This is a genomic window from Paenibacillus solani, from assembly GCF_050475945.1.
GTDB lineage: Bacteria > Bacillota > Bacilli > Paenibacillales > Paenibacillaceae > Paenibacillus_AQ > Paenibacillus_AQ solani_A.
Window position 1 is genome coordinate 266,987 of the sequence record NZ_JBCMXJ010000018.1, and the last position, 17,080, is coordinate 284,066.

19 protein-coding genes are annotated in these 17,080 nt (G+C 49.3%); 15 read left to right on the forward strand and 4 right to left on the reverse strand.

Features of this window, described 5'->3' with window-relative positions:
* The first annotated feature begins 2 nt into the window (after positions 1-2).
* Positions 3-1,820, forward strand: a complete 1,818-nt coding sequence (locus ABEQ74_RS24765; RefSeq protein WP_430124882.1) for an NAD(P)H-hydrate dehydratase — start codon at positions 3-5, stop codon at positions 1,818-1,820.
* 79 nt (positions 1,821-1,899) lie between these two features.
* On the opposite strand, the gene ABEQ74_RS24770 is transcribed toward ABEQ74_RS24765, so the two are convergent.
* Positions 1,900-2,355 (reverse strand): hypothetical protein, encoded by a 456-nt coding sequence (locus tag ABEQ74_RS24770; protein WP_430124883.1) that lies wholly within the window; start codon positions 2,353-2,355, stop codon positions 1,900-1,902.
* Positions 2,356-2,413: 58 nt separating this feature from the next.
* Positions 2,414-3,322, reverse strand: a complete 909-nt coding sequence (locus ABEQ74_RS24775; protein ID WP_430124884.1) for an SDR family oxidoreductase — start codon at positions 3,320-3,322, stop codon at positions 2,414-2,416.
* Positions 3,323-3,529: 207 nt separating this feature from the next.
* On the opposite strand from ABEQ74_RS24775, the gene ABEQ74_RS24780 reads away from it, so the two are divergent.
* From ABEQ74_RS24780 to ABEQ74_RS24845, 14 genes are all read left to right on the forward strand, one after another.
* On the forward strand, positions 3,530-4,348 hold the full coding sequence (locus tag ABEQ74_RS24780) for a VanW family protein (RefSeq protein ID WP_430124885.1): 819 nt from the start codon (positions 3,530-3,532) through the stop codon (positions 4,346-4,348).
* Positions 4,349-4,679: 331 nt separating this feature from the next.
* Positions 4,680-5,225 carry an NADPH-dependent FMN reductase gene (gene ssuE, locus ABEQ74_RS24785; protein WP_430124886.1) on the forward strand — a complete coding sequence of 182 codons (546 nt, stop codon included), beginning with the start codon at positions 4,680-4,682 and terminating at the stop codon, positions 5,223-5,225.
* Between the two features lie 59 nt (positions 5,226-5,284).
* Complete coding sequence (locus ABEQ74_RS24790) at positions 5,285-5,875, forward strand: AAA family ATPase (protein WP_430124887.1); 591 nt, start codon at positions 5,285-5,287, stop codon at positions 5,873-5,875.
* Between the two features lie 236 nt (positions 5,876-6,111).
* Complete coding sequence (locus ABEQ74_RS24795) at positions 6,112-6,885, forward strand: AAA family ATPase (RefSeq protein WP_430124888.1); 774 nt, start codon at positions 6,112-6,114, stop codon at positions 6,883-6,885.
* A 163-nt stretch (positions 6,886-7,048) separates the two neighbouring features.
* On the forward strand, positions 7,049-7,480 hold the full coding sequence (locus tag ABEQ74_RS24800; protein WP_242615288.1) for a MarR family winged helix-turn-helix transcriptional regulator: 432 nt from the start codon (positions 7,049-7,051) through the stop codon (positions 7,478-7,480).
* 93 nt (positions 7,481-7,573) lie between these two features.
* Positions 7,574-8,995, forward strand: a complete 1,422-nt coding sequence (locus ABEQ74_RS24805; RefSeq protein WP_430124889.1) for a DHA2 family efflux MFS transporter permease subunit — start codon at positions 7,574-7,576, stop codon at positions 8,993-8,995.
* A 304-nt stretch (positions 8,996-9,299) separates the two neighbouring features.
* Positions 9,300-10,097, forward strand: coding sequence for a DUF817 domain-containing protein (locus tag ABEQ74_RS24810; RefSeq protein WP_430124890.1), 798 nt, complete (start codon positions 9,300-9,302; stop codon positions 10,095-10,097).
* A 94-nt stretch (positions 10,098-10,191) separates the two neighbouring features.
* Positions 10,192-10,326 (forward strand): hypothetical protein, encoded by a 135-nt coding sequence (locus ABEQ74_RS24815; protein WP_430124891.1) that lies wholly within the window; start codon positions 10,192-10,194, stop codon positions 10,324-10,326.
* 135 nt (positions 10,327-10,461) lie between these two features.
* Positions 10,462-11,403 carry a GNAT family N-acetyltransferase gene (locus ABEQ74_RS24820; protein ID WP_430124892.1) on the forward strand — a complete coding sequence of 314 codons (942 nt, stop codon included), beginning with the start codon at positions 10,462-10,464 and terminating at the stop codon, positions 11,401-11,403.
* 186 nt (positions 11,404-11,589) lie between these two features.
* Positions 11,590-12,441, forward strand: a complete 852-nt coding sequence (locus ABEQ74_RS24825; protein ID WP_430124893.1) for a CPBP family intramembrane glutamic endopeptidase — start codon at positions 11,590-11,592, stop codon at positions 12,439-12,441.
* 32 nt (positions 12,442-12,473) lie between these two features.
* Positions 12,474-13,067: a TetR/AcrR family transcriptional regulator gene (locus tag ABEQ74_RS24830; RefSeq protein WP_430124894.1), complete on the forward strand. Its 594-nt coding sequence runs from the start codon at positions 12,474-12,476 to the stop codon at positions 13,065-13,067.
* A 337-nt stretch (positions 13,068-13,404) separates the two neighbouring features.
* On the forward strand, positions 13,405-13,806 hold the full coding sequence (locus ABEQ74_RS24835; RefSeq protein ID WP_053490127.1) for an Rrf2 family transcriptional regulator: 402 nt from the start codon (positions 13,405-13,407) through the stop codon (positions 13,804-13,806).
* A 193-nt stretch (positions 13,807-13,999) separates the two neighbouring features.
* A complete protein-coding gene (locus tag ABEQ74_RS24840; protein ID WP_430124895.1) occupies positions 14,000-14,629 on the forward strand; it encodes a ThuA domain-containing protein in 630 nt (209 codons plus the stop codon).
* A 195-nt stretch (positions 14,630-14,824) separates the two neighbouring features.
* Entirely contained in the window at positions 14,825-15,295 is a 471-nt protein-coding gene (locus ABEQ74_RS24845; RefSeq protein ID WP_430124896.1) for a DinB family protein, read from the forward strand.
* A gap of 262 nt (positions 15,296-15,557) precedes the next feature.
* Here ABEQ74_RS24845 and ABEQ74_RS24850 read toward each other — a convergent pair whose 3' ends face one another.
* A complete protein-coding gene (locus tag ABEQ74_RS24850) occupies positions 15,558-16,589 on the reverse strand; it encodes a ribonucleotide-diphosphate reductase subunit beta (RefSeq protein ID WP_430124897.1) in 1,032 nt (343 codons plus the stop codon).
* A gap of 195 nt (positions 16,590-16,784) precedes the next feature.
* Positions 16,785-16,979, reverse strand: a complete 195-nt coding sequence (locus ABEQ74_RS24855) for a hypothetical protein (RefSeq protein WP_430124898.1) — start codon at positions 16,977-16,979, stop codon at positions 16,785-16,787.
* Positions 16,980-17,080 lie beyond the last annotated feature (101 nt).

A 17,080-nucleotide genomic window follows, 5' to 3' on the forward strand; every position in this document is an offset into this window, starting at 1 on the left:
AGATGTATGTGGTGACATCTGAACAGATGAGGGCACTCGACAACCATACGATTCATCGAATCGGCATTCCGGCGGTTGCGCTGATGGAGAATGCGGGGAAAGCGATTGCCGAGGAAGTGCTGAAGGTATGCCTTGAGCGTGAACTAGTGGTACATGCGGACTTCTGCTCCCGAGCAGCCGTTCGGTCAGCTGTATGGCCGACATCCATCAAAGGATGTCTCGGACCACGCATAGTGCACACTGGGAGCAGTACAGGAAACCTTGAGGCATTCATGCTGGAGAATGGACAGCATGGAGAGCAGAGATCCTTACGGGATCATTCGGCTGCCAGGAAGGACCCTTTGGCTCTGGATCATCTGGCTCTGGAGATGAGCCGCCCGTCGCCTGTTATCGACGGGGATGCGGCTACACTGCCCACCGCGCTTGCAGCGCAGGAGCACTGGCTCATTCTGGTGGGCAAGGGCAATAACGGTGGCGATGGTGTGGTCGCCGCCCGGCATTTGCGTGACGCGGGGGTCCGGGTCACGCTTCTCTACGCCGCCGAGCCGTCCACGCTTGCCGGCGAGGCAGCGGTACAGCGGGATGCCGCGGCAGCGCTCGGCATCCCGGCACTGGTCCACGGCAGCTGTGCCGTGGACTTTGGCGCGTACACCGGCATCGTGGACGCGCTGCTTGGCACGGGCGCAACGGGTGCGCCCCGCGGCGCTTACGCCGCGCTGATCCAGGCCGCCAATGACAGCGGCCTGCCGATCGTGTCCGCGGATATTCCAAGCGGACTGGACGCCGATACCGGCGCGCGGCACGAGCCGTGCATTACGGCCGCGGTGACGGTAAGCCTCGCCTTCCTGAAGCGAGGCTTGGTGCAGTCCCCCGGCGCCGAGGCGGCCGGCCGGGTGGTGATCCGCTCCATCGGCATCCCCGCATCATTGTGCCGTGAGCAGGGCGTCGGCACCTATCTGCTCACCCCGGATGTCCTTCGGACCGAGCTGGGTGCGGACGTGACACGCCTCCGTACGCCGGACGGACATAAGGGCACCTACGGCCATGTGCTGACCGTAGGAGGTAGCCGCACGATGAGCGGCGCAGGCTTGCTTGCTTCTCGGGCTGCACTTCGTGCGGGCTGCGGCCTGGTGACCTGGGCGCTCCCGGCCAGCTTGGTGCTGCCGCTGAGCGGAGCCGCGCCCGAGGTCATGCTCGCCCCAGCGACAGGCGAGGAGAGCGGCTATTGGGACGAGCCTTCTGCTGGGCGGGTCCTGGAACTGGCGAAGACCCGCGATGTCTTGGCGGTAGGTCCGGGGCTTGGCCGTTTTGAAGGAGACGGCAGGTGGCTCCGCCGGTTGTGGGAAGAATGGGACGGGCCGCTCGTGGTGGATGCCGATGCACTGAATATGCTGTCTGCTTCCGGAGATTTCAGCAGCTGGAAGCGGCGTGACGCGTCAACGGTGCTGACCCCGCATCCCGGGGAGATGTCCCGGCTGCTGGGGATCCCGACTGCCGAGCTGCAGCGGGACCGGATCAGTGCAGCTACCAAGTTCGCGACGGAGCACGGGGTGACACTCGTGCTCAAGGGGGCGCATACCGTCGTGGCTGCACCGGACGGACAGGCCTACATCAACACAACCGGTACCTCCGGCATGGCGACCGGAGGTACCGGGGACGTGCTGACCGGCATCATTGCCAGCTTGCTGGCGCAGGGATATGCCGGTCCGTCTGCAGCCGCGCTTGGCGTGTGGCTGCACGGCCGCGCTGGCGAGAAGGCCGCGCGGCGCCGGGGTCATCCCGCCTCGGTCATCGCCGGCGATGTGATCGAAGCACTGTGAAGCGTAGATGAAGGGCTCTCCGAGGAGGGCCCTTTTTTTATGTGAAAAGAATGCTTTAAGTTAAATTAGAATCCGAAAGCTAGATCAACCAGCAGAGCAGGGGCACCGCCAAGGCGAAGAACGGGGTGGCTAGAGAATAGCTGGAGAAATTGTGCTTTCCCCACAGGAACAGCAGCAGCGTCAGCGCTCCGGCAGCAGCACGTAACCAGATCTGATCGGGAGTGCCTCCCGTAAACAGGGCAAAAAACAGAAAACCGACAGCCCCATACACGGCAGCTTGTTTGCTCTTCTGCAGCGAGGGCAGAAATGAAAGTATGGCGTCTGCTGCCAGTGACGACGTAAGCGCGTAGCCATATATCCAATGCTCCTGCGGCAGATATAACCCCAGCCATTCTGAAGCAAGGTCAGCGCTGGAAGGCCATATCCAACCGAGCAGGCTCAGCAGCAATACAACGGTGCCAGCGCTCGCCAGCTTGTTTAATGCATAAAACCCCATGTCCATCCTGCCGGACCTTCTGGGAATTTCGCTGTTCATTGCACACATCCTCTGTATGTTTATTCGTCGAATTCTCGAACATCCTTTGCACACATGGCTAGCTGGTCACCATCTGCCCACCATTGACGTGAATGGCCTGACCTGTAACATATGAGGAGTCAATAGATGAGGCCAGATACACATAAGCGGGTGCCAGCTCATAAGGCTGTGCGGCCCGTTTCATCGGCGTATCGGTTCCGAAGAAAGCGACCTCCTCCGCAGAGATGCTGGATGGGTTGAGCGGTGTCCAAACTGGGCCGGGAGCGACGGAGTTTACGCGGATACCTTGTTCAACCAGCGAGAGAGCCAAGGACCTTGTAAGCGACACAATGGCCCCTTTGGTGGTGGAGTAATCAATGAGCTCCTTGGAGCCCTCATAGGCGGTAATGGATGCCGTGTTGATAATCGATGCTCCGGATTTCAGGTAGGGGAGCGCAGCCTGAATCATGAAGAAGAAGGAAAAGATATTCGTCTGGTAGGTGTGGTGCAGCTGTTCCTCCGTGATGTTTAGGATGCTGCGCTGTACGTACTGGACGCCATGATTGTTCACAAGAACATCCAGTTTCCCGAAGCAGGCAATCGTCTCGTTCACAACGGCTTCGCAGTTTTTCTTGTGCCGCAGATCGGTCTTTATCAAGAGACAGCGCCTTCCAAACGACTCGATCCGCTGCTTGGTGACTTCGGCATCTGAAGTCTCGTATAAGTATGGGATGACCAGATCGGCACCTTCCTTGGCAAAAGCTATGGCCGCCGCTTTGCCGATACCGCTGTCTCCTCCGGTCACAATGGCGATTTTGTCCTCCAGTTTACCGCTGCCCCGGTAAGCGGGATCTTCGCTGATCGGACGTGGTGACATCAGGCTCTCAAGGCCCGGCTGGCAGCTTTGATGCTGGGGAGGAAAAGCGATGGGCTGTTCCTTGCATACAGTTTTGGAGCCTACATATGGAATGGGCTGCTGCGGATTCATTTCATTCCTCCTTTGGCATATGGATGCTTTCGTGATGTCGATGCTTTATCTCTATGCATGCGCCCACTCCAAGGTGCCGTTTAAGAGCAGAATGGGAGAAAAGTCGTGCGCAAACACGAGGTTTACTGAATTTATTGCGATGTCCTTTAGGCTATTGTGGTAAAATATTTCCAATCTATCATCACGGCCAAGGAGGATGATCACCTGATGAAACCGATACAACGTTCAAAGTTTCGCCTGTGGGCAGGCAGGCACTATTTTACATACCGGCGTTATTGGGAATGGCTGAAGAAGAGCAGCGGTGCCATCGCACGTACACAAAGTACTGAGCCGCTCCCATTTTCAGTATTCGGACACCAAACTCCGCTGATGCGCCAATTAAAAGACGTCGATATGTGGGTACAGCATAATAAGGTGATCAATCTGCGTCTGGCTGTCCGCCATTTGGACGGTCTTCTGATTCGCCCTGGAGAGACATTGTCTTATTGGAGAGCCATTGGCCGTCCGACCCGGAGGAAAGGATACGTAGACGGTATGGTTTTATTCTATGGAGGCTTTAAGACCGGCGTGGGTGGAGGCTTGTGTCAGCTGTCCAATCTCATCTACTGGATGACGCTGCATAGCCCGCTTGAAGTAAGGGAACGGCATCGTCACAGCTATGATGTGTTCCCGGATTCAAACCGGACTCAGCCCTTCGGCAGCGGCGCTACATGCGCCTATAATTATCTTGACCTTCAGATTCATAATCCAACGAATGACACGTATCAGCTCTCGGTATACGTAGGGGAAGAGGACTTAATTGGCGAATGGCGATCCAGCGCCGCTCCGCTCTATCATTATGAAGTATATGAACGGGAACATCGGATTACCCAGGAAGCATGGGGAGGATATGCGAGGCATAATGTCATTGGCCGAAAAGTATTCAGCAGGGAAGGCGATCTGCTGCACGATGAATGGATTACCGAGAATCATGCACTTATGATGTACTCACCGCTGCTTGCTGAGAAAGGTAGCGTTACATCTTGATGATTTTTTTACCATTTTGATCGTGATTTGGTTGATAAAAAATGAGGCCAGTGTTCGTGAACGCTATAGGCTAAATTGGCAGTCTCGCTACATTGACAAAAGCGCGGGCACATTGATACGATGATAATAATCCTGACAAGTTTGCTCTGATTTATTGCTGAGTTGAGGTCAGATTAAAGAGTGACTCCTTACGGAAGACTTTGCTGTCCTCATATGTCTTTTTTAAAAAAAGATGGAGGCTATGGCCGTCCAACTCTGTGTTGGGAGGACCTTACATAGCAATTGATGAATGATGAGATGACATACTATTAGATACCCGAGGTGAATGATTATGGCGAAAGCTGTTATTATTAACGGGAGTCCGACAGCCGGATCCCGATTGAATGCGGTAATGGATTATGCCGAGCAGGCACTGACTGCTGCTAATTTCGAGGTGAGCCGGATCGACGTGGCCGGGCTGCCACCTGAGGATTTGATTCATACCAAGTTTGAGAGTGAGCACATCGTTAAAGCGAATGGGCTTGTGGCTGAGGCTGATGCTGTCATTGTGGCAAGTCCGGTTTATAAAGCGTCGTTTACCGGCGTTCTCAAAACCTTCTTGGACCTGATTCCGCAAAAAGGTTTGGCTGGCAAAATCGTGCTTCCGATGTTCATCGGCGGTAGTCTGGCGCATCTGCTGGCGATTGATTATTCGCTCAAGCCCGTGCTATCTTCGATCGGAGCCCGGCATATTCTTGGTGGCGTGTACGCGGTGGATGGCCAAGTGGCACGTACCGAGGATGGCGGATTTGATGTAGCGGACGTACTTCAGGAGCGCTTGGCCTCCGCGATGGAGGAGCTCATTGAGGAAACCCGTTACCGGACAGAACGTGCGTGATGACTGTATGAGCGTAAGGCAGATATTAGAGTGATAGAGAGCATATGGGGGGATACATTTTGCAAAAACTAGTGTTTTTCGTAGGTGTGGCGGGTACAGGCAAGACAACCGTAGCCAAAAAGCTTGCAGTTCGTATACCGGCTGCATTTCTCGACCGTGACACGGTAGGGGGACGCTTCGTTGAGAAGTTCCTGGAGAGCAACGGACTAGATCCGAATGACCGTGACTCTTCCTTCTATAAAGAGAATCTGCGTGATTTGGAATATGATACGACCAAGGATATTTGCATTGAGAACTTGGGGGCCGGGCAGAATGTATTTATGATTTCTCCATTTACTGCCGAGCTCAAGAATCGCGAATGGATTGAAGAGGTCATCACATCCGCAGGATTAACGAAGAACGATGTTGATGTGAAGGTCATTGTAGTCGCGCTCAGCGACATGGACCTGCAGAAGGAGCGGATCATTGACAGACAGACCGAGCGGGATCAATGGAAGCTGGATCATTGGGACGACTTCAAGAAGCGTGTGGACTTCGTGCCGGAAGTGAACTGGGATATTCCGCAAGAATCCGTTAAAGTGTTTGATAACAGCGGTGATCTGACCGATGCAAAGGTCGAGGAGCTTTATCAATTTATCGTAAGCGAATAGTGTCGATAAAATAGTTTATTACTATGAAAAAATGCGTCATTCCAGGTGCCGATGAGCCCTGAAATGGCGCTTTTTTGGTTATTTAAACTAAAATGATGGCCTTCAGTCTCGAATAGACTATTCCACGGCAGCCGCATGGATCGCGAGTACTCTTTTCTGGTTGGTGCCATACTGAGACCATGGTATATAGTAGGAGATAATAAAAAAAGCTATCAGTAGATCAAGGAGGGGAGCGCTTGGATAACGCGGCTATGCTTGCCTATCTGCGAAGCGTTGTTTTGATGAGGGAGCGCATTCCGTCATTTCATGAATATCCTTTCAATTTGCCAGCCGTTTCTGCTATGGACGGTCTCCAGTTCCATCCCAAGGTCACGTATATCATAGGCGAGAACGGTATGGGCAAATCTACACTGCTGGAGGCCATTGCTACGGCGCTCGGGTTTAACCCGGAGGGAGGAACGATGAACTTCTCGTTCTCGACAGAGGAGACACATTCCAAGCTCCATGCCTATATTCGAACTGTCCGGGGTGTACGCAAACCACGAGATGGATTTTTCTTTCGGGCGGAGAGTTACTATAATGTGGCGACAAATATTGACCGATTGGATGCCGAGGCTAGCTTCGGACCACCTATCAGAAACTCATACGGCGGCATATCGCTTCACCAGCAGTCGCACGGTGAGTCGTTTTTTGCCACCTTTATGCATCGCTTCTGGGGGAATGGGCTATATATTATGGACGAGCCGGAAGCGGCATTATCTCCACTGCGCCAAATGGCGCTGCTCAGGCGCATTCATGACCTGGTCCGTGATGATTCGCAGTTTATTATTGCAACGCATTCACCCATTGTCATGGCCTATCCGGATTCCATTATCTATAAGCTGACATCTGAAGGATTGGAAGAGTCCAGCCTTGAGGAAACCGATCATTATATGATTACAAAGGAATTTGTTAATCATCGGGAAGCTATGCTGCAGGAACTGTTTGAAGACGATGAGGAATTGCCGTGACCTTAAAATTAACTTTAAATATTCTAACTAATTATCAAAATAATTATGAAAAAACATAGGTAAATGGTATGAAAATTATGAAAATGGTGTTTACAACTTAGAATGATTGAACTAAAATAAATACTTGAGGTGAAATACTCTGAAGTACGGAAGAGAAGCAAGCGTGGATAGACTCATGGATATGTATCGTGAGTTATCGGATAAAATGACGAGACATCGTGTCGTGTCTTTCCTGAATCATCTGAGAAAGAACGATTTGACGATGAATCAGTATAAGATCCTGAGTTTGATCGAGCAGCAGGGACCTTGGCTCCCCAACCAGTTGGCCGAGCATATGGAGCTTAAAGCTGCCACGATTACGTATTTGGTGGATGCATTGGTACAGCGGGGATTGGTGGTCCGAACGCCAAATCCGACCGATGGACGCAGCCACTATGTCAACTTTACAGCAGAAGGCCGGCAGCTTGTGCTTGATGCGCGCAGCGAGGGGGATTATCCCATCATGGAATCCTTTAAACAGATGGATCAGGATGAGGCGGATAACCTGTATATTTTGCTGCGATTGCTGGGCCGCAAATTATTTCCGACAGAGTAATGTATCGAGTAAAGTATATTATGCTTAAGTAATCCTGCCTCCAGTTCTGTACGTCAGATCCGGGCGGGATTACTTTGTTTAGGAGGCTTCTTAGTGAATACAGACGAAAAATCTTCATTTTGGCTTATTATGAGCGCCGTGTTCTTTGGGAACTTTCTAGCAGTGCTCAGTATCACCACCATCAATGTGGCCTTTCCGGTTGTGATGGAGCAGTTCCACACCACCCTGAGTACCACCCAATGGCTGATGGCCGGGTATCTGCTGGCGACGGGCATTATCGCTCCCATTGTGGGCTACATGGGGGACCAGCTTAGCTACAAAAGGCTGTTCGTTCTCGCCTTGACGGGTTTTACGCTTTCGTCGCTGTTATGCGTCGTCGCCTGGAACATCGAGTCATTGATTGCGTTCCGGATTACGCAGGGTGTATTCGGCGGGATGATCATTCCGATTACGATGACAATCATTTATCAGGTGTTCCCGCGTGAGCGGCAAGCCTATGCGATGGGTCTATGGAGCTTGGCTTCCATGCTGGCGCCGGTGATTGGGCCAACTTTAGGCGGATGGCTGGTGCAATACTTTGGATGGAAATCGATCTTCATTCTCAATGTTCCGATTGGCCTGATCTCGATCGTCATCGTCAGCAAATTTATTCCGTATTACCGGCTGACTACCAAGAAGACATTTGATTTCCTTGGCTTCTTGACAGTGGTTGCGGGCAGCTCCTTTTTGCTCCTCTCCTTCAGTAACGGCAACAATTGGGGCTGGGGGTCCTGGAAGACGCTATCCTTGCTTATATCCGGCATCGTACTTTTGTTGCTCTTTATCAAGCGGGAGCTGCGCATCTCATCTCCGTTATTGCAGCTGAAAGTATTCAAGTTCCGTCAATTCCGGTACAGCCTGATCTTGAATTGTATCGTGACAATCTCCTTGTATACGGGTACTTTGCTTGTGCCGCTCTATTTGCAGACTGTGCTCAAGCTGTCTCCGATGGATACGGGGCTGATCATGCTGCCGGGCGCGCTCGTCATGGCGGCAGCATCGCCGATTGTCGGTAAATTCTATGATCGGATTGGTCCTTTCCGACTGGTGATAACAGGGATCATCATTATTGTTGCAGCTACATTGGCGTTCAGCGGAATCGGCACCCAAACACCGGTATTGTATATTTCGTTGTTGCAGCTGATTCGCTGCCTGGGGATTGCGCTGTGTAATATGCCGTTAACAAACGCTGCGATGAGCGCGGTGTCCAGCGAGTATTCAGGTCATGCATCGTCGATTACGAACTGGGCCCGTCAAGGGCTTGCCTCGTTATCAATCGGCATTTTCAGCGCTCTGGTTGTATCCAGAACGTCCCATTACATGGACGCTGGCGCAGCTGCCACCCAGCGTGCAGCGACGACCATGGGCATCGATGATGTATTCATGATCGGCACGATGGTGGCGGTCGTGGCTATACCTCTTACATTTTTGTTACGGGTCAAAAAGAAAAAATCAACGAGTCATGTCGCGCTTTAACGCGATATTTGCCAGCCATAGGATAAAAATGACCCTTCGGCTGCGGAGACATGACGTAGAATGCTTCAACATGAATCAGATCAAGTGATTGATCGAGGTTGGTAGAAAGTTTGGTTGGCGTTAGATACTATCTAAAGAGTAATCAGATAAGATGTTAACCGATGAGAGGGCAGCTAAAGGAGCTGCCCTCTCATTTTGCTTTATACCCTAATGGCTGGGATCAATTATGACAATGCTGTTCTTTTATTCGATTCGCGCTCTGTGGTAGGGTGAAGTATACGAAAGCAAGCGGTAGGAGGAACTTATGGAATTCATACGGAAGCTGTGGTTTTTTGGTTATCAGCAGGCTTTGTCCTGCATCTTTCCGGTGATCATTTTCGGGACGCTGGCACTGACGAAGGTTGTAGAAATTCCCGGTCTGCCTCGGTATGATCTAATCCTTATCATATGTATATTGGCACAAATCGGGATGCTGGCGAGCAAGCTGGAGACATGGGATGAACTGAAGGTCATCTGTGTCTTTCACGTCATCGGCTTGATGCTGGAGCTGTATAAAGTCCATATGGGTTCTTGGTCTTACCCGGAGGCAGGTTATAGCAAAATCGGCGGCGTTCCGCTGTACAGCGGCTTTATGTATGCGAGCGTAGCCAGTTATATATGTCAGGCATGGCGCCGAATGAATCTGCGCATCACTGGCTGGCCGCTGCCAGTGCTGACCGTGCTGATTAGCGCAGCGATTTATGCCAACTTCTTTACCCATCACTATGTATGGGATGCGCGCTGGCTTCTCACGGCATTGTTATTCGTGGTGTTTGGCAGAACCATGGTCTATTTTGACGTAGACGGAAAAACCCTGCGCATGCCCTTGGTGCTGGCGTTTTTGCTGATTGGCTTTTTTATCTGGATTGCTGAGAATATCTCCACGTTTCTCGGGGCCTGGACTTACCCGGATCAGGAGCGGACATGGAGCATTGTGCATATCGGCAAAATCAGCTCGTGGTTTCTGCTGGTGGTGATCAGTGTCATTATTGTGGCTCAGCTGAAGCATCTGAAGCAGGGCAGAGGACCGTCTGCAGACAATCCGAAGGGAACGGTCATGTAAGTGAAGTAGGGCATTTGATCCTCCATGCAGAATCATGTATTCTATGGTTTAATGGAATCGTGAAACTGCACGAGGCAGAAGGGAGGGGAATCCCATGAAAGAAAGATCGTTGTTGTCTTTGTCCAAAGGTGTGGGATTCTCCACCGCTGTTTTCTTTGATCGGTCCGATGACGGGAGAAGTCTGTCCAAAATCGGATATTCGGCGATCAAAGGTCCTTTATTTCGTTGACTGAAATGAGGGAGCAGTGGAATTAAAAACACCACAGATCGCTGGCCTGTGGTTGCATAGATCGGCATGTACATCACAGGTGCGCTGTGGTGTTTTTTTGTGTTTCTAATGATTCAAACAGAGGAGAGGGATACCATGTTCATGCAAGGGAAACAGATTTATGTCAAGTCGGTAGAGGAGTCGGATGTAGAGGCACTTCTGAAGCTTGAGAAGGATAACCGGGATTTTTTTCAGCAGTTCACTGGTTTAAGGGACGAAGAGTTCTACACCCGTGATGGACAACTCGAACGAATCCGACAAGCCCTGAAATCCAGCGAGGCAGATCAGGGGTATCTCTATATGATTGGACTGCGGGATACCGAAACGATCATCGGTGAGATCATGCTGACGGAAGTGGTACGGGAGAATTTGCAGAGCTGCTGGATCGGTTATTTTCTGGACCAAAACCATAACGGAAAGGGGTATATGACCGAGGCCGTTCAAATGGTGGTGAGGTTTGCCTTTCAGGAATTGAAATTTCATCGGATTGAGGCGGGCGTCATGCCGCACAATCTGGGCTCGATCCGTGTGCTTCTGAAGGCCGGATTCCATAAAGAAGGCATCGCCAGGAAAAACGTGAAGATTAACGGGAAGTGGGAGGATCATCAGACACTGGCTATGTTGAATGAAGCCGATGAGGAGGCATCGTCCCCGATTCAGCGGTACAATCCGTCCGTCATCGCCCCGCCGATCGGTCCGTATACCCATGTAACCAAGGTTGCGAGAGGAGCTGAGCTGTTGGTGTTCTCCGGCCAGGTGGGGACCGACAGGGAGGGGAATCTGCCGGCCGACATGGAGGAGCAAGTAGAGAATACCTTGGGGAATATTCAGAGGATATTGGCCTCGGAAGGCATGTCGGCGGATCATATCATCAAAATCAACATTTGGGCGGTTCAGGAGGTCGACTGGGATCATTTTCATCGGGTATGGGAGAAATTCCACGGGGGAAAGGCGCCGTCTATGACGATGGCCTACGTGCCGGCACTGGCGATTCCGTCCCTTCAGGTGGAGATCGAGGTATGGGCAGCGAAGGGATAGTACTCGAGGTGGCTCCTTGGTTTATTCAACAAAATTAGCTGCTGGTAAAGCAAAGAACCGATGATTTTTATACGCGATAACAAGCGTCAAAATCTTTGTTCAATGTTGACAGACATATAGTTAGATATGTATATTGTAATTACCGACTATATAGTCGGTAATTACAATGAGAGATGGGTGCATGTCATGGAAAAAAAATATGGCCTTCAACCGCCGATACCATTCAGCTTCAAGTCTGTAGCAGGGTTCATCGTCATTTTTATAATTTGGCAAGGCGGTACTTTATTATGGTTAAATCTTGTTAATGCTTTGATTCCCGCTACTCGCTCAGGATTACCTAGTTTAATCACAATTTATTTGTCTTTTTTATTCCTTATTCTTGGCATCTTCCTTGTCACCAAATATTTCTTCAAAATTCGTTTCAGAACATTTTTGTTTGAAGGTAAAAGGCCCGATTTCCGAAAGTTTGCGATTTATTTCTTGTGGTATTTCATGGCACTTATCTTATATTTGCTTGTTGATATCGCCGTGCATCCTCAAGCTTTTACGCTTCATTTTGATCCGTTTCCATGGTTAGGTGTACTCATTGTTACCGCTCCTTTGATTTTGGTTCAAAGTGCTGCTGAAGAGATTTTGTTCAGAGGTTATATGTACCGTATGTTTAGATCATTAAGAGGTGGTGTATTCTGGTCCATTTTCATCACTTCCCTAACCTTTGCCCTGATCCATGGTTTTAACCCCGAAATGCTAAACTACGGGATTTTTGGACCGTTGTATTACCTGCTGGGGGCATTCTTTCTGGGAATCGTTGCCTACCACACCAATGGTCTGGCTGCTCCCATCGGAATCCATTTTGCCACGAACATTTTTAATACATCCATTTGGGGATATGGATCATCGACGCTCGAAAACATGGGGCTGCAAAATATTGTATACCGCCACACGCTAGATATGCCGTTTGCATTTTCTATGGTTTTTGCTATTGTTATCTCATATGGTGCTTTTCAATTTTTCAAGCATAAAAGGAACCGTTCATAAGGTTCCGGGAGGAGCTTATGACCAGAAGGCGATTGCCAGCAGAAGAAGCAAAAACGATGATATTAAACCATGCCAAGTTATTATTTATTGAAAAAGGTTATGATCGAGCTACAATGGACGATTTATGTGTATCGACACAGATGAGTAAAGGCAATTTGTATCATCATTTTAAAAATAAAGAGGTACTCTTTCTCCAATTGCTTGCCCAGCATGCCGAACAAATGTCACAAAAGTGGCTTCGTTCGGCCGAGCAATCCACGTCTCCCAGCGAACAGTTGCTTGAAATGGCTGATTTATTTGGAAGAGATTGTGAAAGTCCCTTAATCCAAGCACTCGAAGAGTATGCCAAAACACTTTCAAGCGAATCCGAAGCATTGGCTACATTGAGAGAGATCACAGAAGTAGCTTATCGCGCAATTAGACAAGTGCTGCAAAAAGGGATTGAGCAAGGTGCTTTTATTAATGAAGATATCGAATCGTTGAGTTTTGGTGTGATGTCCACATTAGCTGGAGCAACGCAGCTCTGCCTAACGATGCCCAAATTAAGCGGGGACGAATATGCGGCCCTGCATGTCAATGCGATCAAGCTGCTTTTAAAGGGAATATCGATGGATGATCCCAACTGAAAAAAGAGATCACACTTGCTGGAAAATGCTCATTGCCCGGACAATCGATGATCGAGAGATGTGCATAGCAGGCTTTCTTCACCCAGGTGGTCCACGAGGCACTCTCCCTATCGATCCGGGTACAGTTTTTTAGCAGCTTCGGCTATGCCTATCGAATTTTATCCGGAGTAGCTTCTTCCAATGACGTGGCCGTTTCTAAACCGCCCCTTTAATTTCAGCTCCTGCTTCTCCTGATAAAACTTCGCGAGATTCCAAGAAAGCGCGTGTTTTATTCTTGACGTAATGAACCGTAATAGTTATTATAGATCTGCAAAGTCCTTAATTGAGGTGATGTTGAATGAAGTACTCCAAGGCTACCGACTATGCCCTCCATACGATGCTCTTTCTTACTGCGGCGACACCCCAAAAGCCAATAGGCGTACAGCAGTTGGCGGAGAGACAAAGTGTGTCTCCAACCTATTTGTCCAAAATACTGACCAAGTTGGTGAAGGCGGGCATGATTGAATCGATAACAGGGGTGAATGGCGGCTATCGACTCAAACGAAATTGGGAAAATATTTCGTTCCTAGATATTATTCATGCGATTGAAGGCTCGGCCTCCTTGTTCGATTGCAGTTTCGATCATGGGCCAGGATGCCCGATTCAAAAAGTGGTTTTATCGGCAGAAGAGAAGATGGAAGAACAGTTGAGAAATCAGAAAATGTCCGATCTTGTGCGGGAACATAATATAGTCATCTGATACTTCTTTTTTTAAGTCAATTAAGGACAATAGGTATCTTTTAAATCTACAATATCGATTTATAACGAATATGATTGAATCGATAATGGGGGTGGATGGCGGTATCGACTCGAACGAAATAGGGAAAATATTTCGTTCTTTCTGGATTAGGAAGAACAAGAGTGACCCTGCCAAACGGGAAGGAGAGGAGACTATGAATATGAAAGCAATTGCGCTTGGACAATACGAGGGAGCAAAATATCATCCTTTTACGCATATTGATCACGAATTGCAAACCATATTTGAACATATGGACGTTGAATGTACGGATGATTACGCCGTGCTTCAGGAGGATAAGCTGGAGGGCTATGATCTGTTCATATCGTACGCGGATTTTTCGGATCTGGAGATACCCGAAGATCAGGTACAAGCGCTCATATCCTATGTGAGAAACGGTGGAGGGCTGCTAGTTATCCACAACGGTATCTCGCTGCAGCAAAGCAAAGAGCTGGAAAAGTTAATCGGCGGTAGGGTTACGGGACATCCGGAATATACGTCACTGCCAGTTCGATACAATCAAGGGAGTCACCCTATTGTGGAGAACTTAAGCGATTTTACGATAGATGAAGAACCGTTTCGGTTCGAGCTGAGCCCGCATGAATCGGCGGTTATACTTGCCGAATATGTGCATGATGGCCAGCGGTGGCCTGCTGCGTGGGCACATACATATGGCTCTGGCCGCGTGGTTTATCTGATGCCGGGTCATCATCTTCCATCTTTCCAGGTAGAATCCGTGCGTAAGCTGATTCGAAATAGCGGAGTGTGGGCTGCCGGGGGTGCGTAGAATAGAGATTCGACACACTAATGTTATAAAAACGTGCACCGCTATTAAAGGCGGTATTTTTTTTTAGTGCGCTACGCATGGCGATTAACTAGGTGGCGTAGATTTCTGACGGAGAAGGTAATAAAGCTGTCTGTGGTCAATGCGGATATTACGAATGAAAGATTGAAAACCTTATTATCAAAAGGGAGCGAGAAGATGGATGTATTCGAAAGCCAGTATGAATTGGTCCAGCGCACAAGAGAATCATTATTTGGTTATTGCGAAACGTTGTCACCCACAGACTATGTTAAAGAAGTTGAAACTTTAGGCGGAGTTTCTATCCGCAGTCTGCATGCTCATGTAGCCGATTGTTATAGGGTATGGTTGGGGAGTCGTGCCCTTGGTCAATCACTTCCCAAAATAAAATCAGAATTCGTTAACAATGTACAGGAAATGCGTGAAGTTTTTAAGAAAACGGATGCCCTGGTTTATGAATTTCTGAATGAATTTAAAAACACATGGGATCCTTCCATTCCAGCATCCTGGCAGAGTAGCAGTGTAGAGTTAACCGAATTATGGCTTTTTACGCACACCATCACCCACGAATTTCATCATAGAGGACAAATTGTAAAAATAGGCAGGCAGCTCGGGTATATCCCGCCGAAAATGAACCTCGTTAAAATTTAGTGATCGTCATGGAAATACTTTTCATGAAGCGTGCTCACATATCGGAGCAGAAATAATCCTCAATGTTTGAAATTTGAAAATCGACCAGCGCGGCCAGCAGTTTCAGCGGCACTTGAAGCGATCACGTACAGAAATGTCACCTTCATAAATTCTCTGATGACACATTATTGTATTACATTTTATTGTGGCTGATCATATGATATAAAAAACCTCCGTGATCCCTGTTAAGGGATCACGGAGGTTTTTGTATATGGAGCGGAGCTTATAGATCGTCAAAACCGTTGTCGTCGCCAACTTTGCCGTAGTTACGGGATTTGGCTTCGAAGAAGTCGGTCTTCGTCGCGTTGAGGGCTTCATCGGAGAAAGGCTTGATCCATGGCATGCAGTTAACGTCCACGCCTTCGTAAGCTTTTTCCAGCCCCATCATGGTGATACGACGGTTCGCAATGTACTTGATGTAATCGCTCAGTTCGTTCAGATCGATGCCGCGCACATTGCTGAGTGTGTAATGCGCCCAGTTGGTTTCGAGCTCGACAGCACGGTCGATCGTGCGGTACAGATAGTCGATGTTCTCTTTGGAGTTCAGCTCAGGGAAATCCTTGAGCAGCTGCTTGAACACTTCGGCGAAGAAGTAGCAGTGCTGGTTCTCGTCACGCTGGATATAGGAGATCATCTGGCTGGTTGCCATCATTTTCTGGTCACGAGCCAAGTTGTAGAAGAAAGCAAACGTACTATAGAAGAAGATTCCTTCAAGGATCAGGTCTGCAACCATCGCTTCAAAGAAGGTTTGCGGCGACGGATCGTTACGGAAGTTCTGATAAATGTTCGAAATGAACTGGTTGCGCTCCAGCAGAACCGGATCATGCTTCCAGTATTCGAAGATTTCTTTCTGCTCCTGCTCCGACACGATGGAAGAAAGCACGTAGGAGTAGGATTGGTTGTGAACTACCTCTTGCTGACCGATGATCGCCGAGATGGCTTCGAGCGACGAGTCGGTGAAATAACGCTTCACGTCGCCAACAAACATCGTCTGCATGGAATCCAGAACCGCCAGCAGGGAGATGTTAATCTTGAAGGTGCGCTGCTCTTCAGGGTCCAGGCGTGGGAACTGCTGTGCATCCTTGGACATCGGAATCTCGTCAGCGATCCAGTGGTTCAACAGCAGAACCTTATACAATTTATACATATGAGGCATCCGAATGTCATTCCAGTTCAGAATACCGGAGCATTCACCTTCAATAACACGAGTGGAGCGGTTGGGTGCTTCGGTGTTAAATATCTTTTGCATTTGCATGCCAAATCTCTCTCCTTGTATATCATAATAGGGCGGAAGGTTGAAGGGACCTGCTAGCGGATTCGAGGGACGGGTATCCACTCTCCAGCCGCTGTTGTCCACCCTTTGCTTGAATGTAAAGATGGTATCAAAGGGCTCCCAAAGGCGGACGTAAACTCTTCCGATTGGATACCCTTATCCTTGTTGTCTTTTATTTTAGAAAGCATATGCAATCGAGCTTCCAGCCGTTCCATGCTTGTAGTGCCGCATGAGAAGCAATTCCCGAAGGGAGAGCGATCCCAGCAGGCAGCAGCTCAACAAACGCACGAAGTTACTCAATAGTCCCTGCACCGCATGAGAAGCGATTCCCAAGGGGAGAGCGATCCCCGCAGGTAGTAACTCAACAAACATACGAAGTAACTCATTAGTCTCCGCACTACATTCCAGCGTTCCCGAAGGGAGAAAGCGCTCCTTACCACAAAAGTAACTTAGAAGCGCCTCATTCACACCAT